This is a genomic window from Streptomyces sp. NPDC000075 (assembly GCF_040301925.1).
In the GTDB taxonomy this organism is placed as follows: domain Bacteria; phylum Actinomycetota; class Actinomycetes; order Streptomycetales; family Streptomycetaceae; genus Streptomyces; species Streptomyces polychromogenes.
Window position 1 is genome coordinate 1 of the sequence record NZ_JBEPFL010000074.1, and the last position, 6,812, is coordinate 6,812.

Annotated in this window: 1 protein-coding gene; it reads left to right on the forward strand. The window is 75.0% G+C overall.

Features of this window, described 5'->3' with window-relative positions; all coding sequences use genetic code 11:
* On the forward strand, nt 1–6,812 hold a 6,812-nt coding region (locus ABT403_RS38800; protein WP_351650947.1), incomplete at both ends, for a type I polyketide synthase.

The following is a 6,812-nucleotide window of genomic DNA, read 5'->3' on the forward strand; positions in this document are numbered from 1 at the left end:
GGTGAGGCGCGTACGGCGCTCTCGGCGGTGGGTGAGCTCTTCGCTCACGGCACGCCGGTGGACTGGACCGCGTTCTTCGCGGGGACCGGGGCACGCACGGTCGACCTCCCCACCTACCCCTTCCAGCGCCGCCCGCACTGGCTCGGCACCGCCGCCGCACCGCTGCCCGTCCCCGCGCCCCGGATCCCGGAGCCCCAGGCCGCCGACACCGCGCCCTCCACGCGGCGCCAGTCGCCGGCCGCGTCCGCGCGCCGCCAGTCACTGGTCGAGCTCGTACGCACCGAGTCCGCCGCCGTCCTGGAGTACGCCGGTCCGCACGAGGTCGACCCGTCCCGCAGCTTCAAGGAGCTCGGCTTCGACTCGCTGACCTCCGTCGAGCTGTGCGGCCGGCTCAGCGCCGCCACCAGTCTGCGGCTGCCCGCGACCCTCCTGTTCGACCACCCCACCCCCGCCGCCGTGGCCGCCCACCTCCGCACCGAACTGGACGGCGCGGACACCGCCGCCGAGGCCGAGACGGCCGTGGTCCGCACCCCGCGCGACGAGGAGCCGATCGCCATCGTGGCCATGGGCTGCCGCCTGCCCGGCGGAGTCCGTACGCCCGAGGACCTGTGGGAGCTGCTCGCCTCGGGCGGGGACGCGGTCTCCGAGTTCCCCGCCGACCGGGGCTGGGACATCGACGCCCTGTACGACGCCGAGCCGGGAGTACCCGGCCGTACGTACACCCGGCACGGCGGATTCCTCTACGACGTGGCCCAGTTCGACCCGGAACCCTTCGGCATCTCGCCGCGCGAAGCCGCCGCGATGGATCCGCAGCAGCGACTGCTCCTGGAGACCTCCTGGGAGGCTCTGGAGCGGGCCGGCATCGCGCCGGACAGCCTCGGCGGCACCCGTACCGGCGTGTTCGTCGGCCTCACCGCACAGGACTACGGCCCCAGGCTGGACGAGGCGGCCGAGGGCGCCGAGGGATACGTGCTGACCGGCACCACCCCGGCCGTCGCCTCCGGGCGGATCGCCTACACCTTCGGTCTCGAAGGCCCGGCCGTGACCGTGGACACCGCCTGCTCCTCCTCGCTGGTGGCCCTGCACCTCGCCTGCCGTTCGCTGCGCTCGGGCGAGAGCACGCTCGCCCTGGCCGGCGGCGCCATGGTCATGTCGCGTCCCGGCATGTTCGTGGAGTTCAGCCAGCAGCGCGGGCTCTCCGCCGACGGCCGCTGCAAGGCCTTCTCCGCCGACGCGGACGGCACGGGCTGGGGTGAGGGTGCGGGCATGCTCGTGCTGGAGCGTTTGTCGGACGCCCGGGCGAACGGGCACGAGGTGCTCGCCGTGATCCGGGGTACGGCCGTCAACCAGGACGGCGCCAGCAACGGCCTGACCGCCCCCAACGGTCCCTCCCAGCAGCGGGTGATCCGCACCGCGCTGGCCGACGCCGGTCTGGAGACGGCCGACGTGGACGCCGTCGAGGCCCACGGCACGGGCACCAAGCTCGGTGACCCGATCGAGGCGCAGGCACTGCTGGCGACGTACGGGCAGGGCCGTGCCGAGGACCGGCCGCTGTACCTGGGCTCCCTGAAGTCCAACATCGGTCACACGCAGGCCGCCGCCGGCGTGGCGGGCGTCATCAAGATGGTGCTGTCCATGCGGCACGGCGTCCTGCCCAAGACCCTGCACGCGGACCGTCCTTCGCCGCACGTCGACTGGTCGGCGGGCTCCGTCGAGCTGCTGACCGAGGCCCGGGAGTGGCCCGAGACCGGACGGCCGCGCCGCGCCGCCGTCTCCTCCTTCGGCGTCGGCGGCACCAACGCCCACGCCGTCATCGAGCACCTGCCCGAAACCGTGTCCGAGCCCGCCGCCCCGGCCCCGGCACCGGCCGTGCTCCCGTGGCCGGTCTCCGCCGCCACCTCCGGCGGGCTGCGTGCCCAGGCGGCCCGGCTGCGCGACCTGGTCGCCGCCGACCCCGGCACCGAGCTGGCCGCCGTCGCGTTCTCCCTGGCCACGACCCGCGCCGCGCTCAAGGAGCGGGCCGTCGTGGTCGCCGACGACCACGCGGGCTTCCTGGCCGGGCTCGGCGCCCTCGCCGACGGTGCGACGGCCGAAGGCCTGGTCACCGGCACCGCCACCGGCGGCCGACAGCCCGTGTTCGTGTTCCCGGGGCAGGGTTCGCAGTGGGTGGGGATGGCGGTGGGTCTGCTGGAGACCTCGCCGGTGTTCCGTGAGGCGGTGGAGGCGTGTGAGGAGGCTCTGGCTCCGTTCGTGGACTGGTCGTTGACCGGTGTGCTGCGGGGTGTGGAGGGTGCTCCGGGTTTCGACCGGGTCGATGTGGTGCAGCCGGTGCTGTGGGCGGTGATGGTGTCGCTGGCGGCGTTGTGGCGTTCGTTCGGTGTGGAGCCGGCCGCGGTGGTGGGTCATTCGCAGGGTGAGATCGCGGCGGCGTGTGTGGCGGGTGCGTTGTCCCTTGAGGACGGTGCGCTGGTGGTGGCGTTGCGTAGTCGTGCGCTGCTGGAGATCGCGGGGCGCGGTGGGATGGTGTCGGTTCCGCTGCCGGTGGCTGAGGTGGAGGAGCGGATCGGGGCGTGGGACGACTTGTGGGTGGCGACCGTCAACGGTCCGCGTTCCACGGTGGTTTCGGGGTCTGCCGATCAGCTTGAGGAGTTGCTGGCGGTGTGTGAGGCGCAGGAGGTGCGGGCGCGCCGGATTCCGGTGGACTACGCCTCCCACTCGGCTCATGTGGAGGCGATCGAGGAACGCCTGGCCGAACTCCTCGCCCCCGTCCGTCCCCGCCCCACCCACACCCCGTTCTACTCCACGGTGACCTGCGAACCCCTGGACGGCGAGGAGCTCGACGCCGCCTACTGGTACCGCAACCTCCGCGCCACCGTGCGGTTCGAGCGCACCACCCGCACCCTCCTCGGCCACGGCTTCGACGCCTTCGTCGAGATGAGCCCGCACCCGGTGCTCGCCATCGGCATCCAGGAGACCGTGGAGGCCGCCGGCGCCTCGGACGTCGCCGTCCTGTCCTCGCTGCGCCGCAACGAGGGCGGACTCGACCGCTTCCTCCGCTCCCTCGCCGAGGCCCAGGTGCGCGGCGTCCCCGTCGACTGGCGGCCCGCCCCGGCCGCCCGCGCCGCCCTGCCCACGTACGCCTTCCAGCGCGACCGCTACTGGCTCGAACCGGCTGCCGCCCGCACCGGTCTGCGGGCCGGCGACGCCCGGGAGGACCGCTTCTGGGAAGCGATCGAGGAGCAGGACGCGAACTGGCTCGCCACGGAGCTCGGCGCCTCCGGCACCGACGCGCTCGCCCCCACGCTCTCCCTCCTGGCCGAATGGCGCCGCCAGGGCCGTGTGACCGACGAGGCCGACGGCCGCCGCTACCGCGTCACCTGGCGCACCCTCGGCGACACGCCCAACCCCCGCCTGTCCGGGGACTGGCTGCTCGCGGTCCCGTCCGGACGCGCCGGCGACCCCTGGGCCGCCCAGGCGGCCCGGGAGCTCGCCGAGCGCGGGGCGCGGGTCGTACCGCTGGAGCCGGGCGACGACCGGGACCGGGCCGCCGCCGCCCTGCGGGACGCGACCGAAGGCCTGGAACCGGCCGGCGTCCTGTCCCTGCTCGCCCTCGACGGCAGCGGACCGGCCGCCACCCTCGCCCTCGTCCAGGCCCTCGGCGACACCGGAGTCACCGCCCCGCTGTGGTCCGTCACGCGCCAGGCCGTCGTCGCGCACGAGACCGACACCGCCTGCGACCCCGAACAGGCGCGCACCTGGGGCTTCGGCCTCGTCGCCGCCCTCGAACACCCCGACCGCTTCGGCGGCCTGATCGACCTGCCCGCCGAGCCCACCCAGGACGCCCTGCGCCGCCTCTGCGGCATCCTGGCGCGCTCCACCGACGGCGCACGGGCCGGCGGCGCGTACGAGGACCAGCTCGCCGTCCGCGCCCAGGGCATCCTGGCCCGGCGCCTGGTCCGCGCTCCCCGCTCGGCGGCCGCCGGCGAGGGCTGGCAGCCCCGCGGCACCGTCCTGGTCACCGGCGGAACCGGCGCCCTGGGCGCCCGTATCTCCCGGAGCCTGGCCACGGCGGGCGCCGACCACCTGCTGCTGACCAGCAGGCGCGGCGCCGACGCGCCCGGAGCCCGCGAGCTCGCCGACGAGCTGACCGCCCTCGGCGCCCGGGTCACCGTCGCCGCCTGCGACGCCGCCGAGGCGCAGGCCCTGCGCGAACTGCTCGGCTCCCTGCCGGCGGACCAGCCGCTGACCGCCGTGGTCCACGCGGCCGGTGTCCTCGACGACGCCGTCATCGAGGCCCTCACGCCCGAACAGCTGGACCGGGTCCTGCGGCCGAAGGCCGACGCCGCATGGCACCTGCACGAGATCACCCGTGAACTCGGCCTGGAACTGGACGCGTTCGTCCTCTTCTCCTCCGTCATGGGCACCCTCGGCAACGGCGGCCAGGCCGCCTACGCCGCCGCCAACGCCTCGCTCGACGCCCTCGCCCACCTGCGGCGCGCCCAGGGCCTGCCCGCCGTCGCCATCGGCTGGGGCATCTGGGGCGGTGGCGGCATGGTCGGCGACGCCGTCGAGGCCCACATGCTCCAGCGCGGCATCCCCGCCATGGACCCCGACCAGGCGGTGGCCGCGCTCTGGTACGCGGCGGCCCAGCCGGAGCCGGCCCTCGTCGTCGCGGACATCGACTGGGAGCGGTTCGCCCCGCGCTTCACCGCCACCCGGCCCAGCCCGCTCCTCGGCGAACTGCCCGAGGCCCGCGCGGCCCTCGCGCATGCCGCGACGGCGACGGCCACGGCCGGCAGCGCCCTCTTCGGCACCCTGCGCGAGCTGACCGAGGCCGAACGGCAGAACACCCTGCTGGAGCTCGTACGGGCCCAGGCGGCCGCCGTACTCGGCCGCGCCTCCGGTGACGAACTCGCCGCCCAGCAGGCCTTCAAGGCCTCCGGCTTCGATTCGCTCACCTCCGTCGAGCTGCGCAACCGGCTGGCCACGGCCACCGGCCTGTCCCTGCCCACCACCCTCGTCTTCGACCACCCCACCCCGGCCGCGGTCGCCGCGCACCTGCTCACCCTGCTCGGCGGGGAGGAGCGGCCGCAGGCACCGGCGCCGACGACCGCCCGCCGCAGCGCCGTCCGCAGCGGCGACGACGACCCGATCGCCATCGTCGGCATGAGCTGCCGCTACCCCGGCGGCGCGGACACCCCCGAGGGGCTCTGGGACATCCTCGGCGACGGCCGCGACGTCATCGCCCGGCTCCCCGAGAACCGCGGCTGGGACACCGGCGCCCTCTACCACCCGGACCCGGAGCACCGGGGCACCTCGTACGCCCGCGAAGGCGGATTCCTCTACGAGGCGGGCGAGTTCGACGCGGCCTTCTTCGGCATCTCACCGCGTGAGGCCCTGGCGATGGACCCGCAGCAGCGACTGCTGCTCCAGACCTCCTGGGAGGCCCTGGAGCGGTCCGGGATCGCCCCGGACAGCCTGCGCTCCTCCGACACCGGCGTGTTCACCGGCGTGATCCACCAGGACTACGGCGCGCTGCTGCACGAGGCCCCGGAGGAGGTGGAGGGATACCTCCTGACTGGCAAGTCCTCCAGCGTGGCCTCCGGCCGCATCTCGTACACGCTCGGCCTCGAAGGCCCGGCGATGACGGTGGACACCGCCTGCTCCTCGTCGCTGGTCGCCGTGCACCTGGCGGTGCAGGCCCTGCGCGGCGGCGAATGCGGCCTCGCCCTCGCGGGCGGCGCCATGGTGATGGCCACCCCCGGCCTGTTCGTCGAGTTCAGCCGGCAGCAGGGGCTGGCCCCGGACGGCCGTTCCAAGGCCTTCTCCGCCGACGCGGACGGTACGAGCTGGGGTGAGGGCGCGGGCATGCTCGTGCTGGAGCGTTTGTCGGACGCCCGGGCGAACGGGCACGAGGTGCTCGCCGTGATCCGTGGTACGGCCGTCAACCAGGACGGTGCCAGCAACGGCCTGACCGCCCCCAACGGTCCCTCCCAGCAGCGGGTGATCCGTACCGCGCTGGCCGACGCCGGTCTGGAGACGGCCGACGTGGACGCCGTCGAGGCGCACGGCACGGGCACCCGGCTGGGCGACCCGATCGAGGCGCAGGCGCTGCTGGCGACGTACGGCCAGGGCCGCGCCGAGGACCGGCCGCTGTACCTGGGCTCCCTGAAGTCCAACATCGGCCACACGCAGGCCGCCGCCGGCGTGGCGGGCGTCATCAAGATGGTGCTGTCCATGCGGCACGGCGTCCTGCCCAAGACCCTGCACGCGGACCGTCCTTCGCCCCACGTCGACTGGTCGGCGGGCGCGGTGGAGCTGCTGACCGAGGCGCGCGAGTGGCCCGAGACCGGGCGGCCGCGCCGGGCGGGCGTCTCCGCCTTCGGCGTGAGCGGCACCAACGCCCACGTCGTACTCGAACAGGCGCCGCCGAGCCCCGAGCCGGACGCGGCCGAGGACCGGCCCGGGCTGCCCGCCCTCCCGCTGGTCCTGTCCGCGAAGAACCCGACGGCGCTGCGCGCCCAGGCCGAGCGGCTGCTCGCCGAACTGGTTCGGCGCCCCGAACACGAGACCCTGGACATCGCCCTCTCCGCGGCCACGACCCGGACGGCGCTCGAACACCGCGCGGTCGCGGTGGGCGCCGACCGCTCCGAGCTGCTGGCTGCGTTGGAGGAGCTGGCGGCGGGGCGTCGTGGTGGTGTGTCGGTGTCGGAGGGCCGGCTGGCGTTCCTGTTCACCGGTCAGGGTTCTCAGCGGGCCGGTATGGGTGGGGAGTTGGGTGAGGCGTTCCCGGTGTTCGGGGCGGCTTTCGA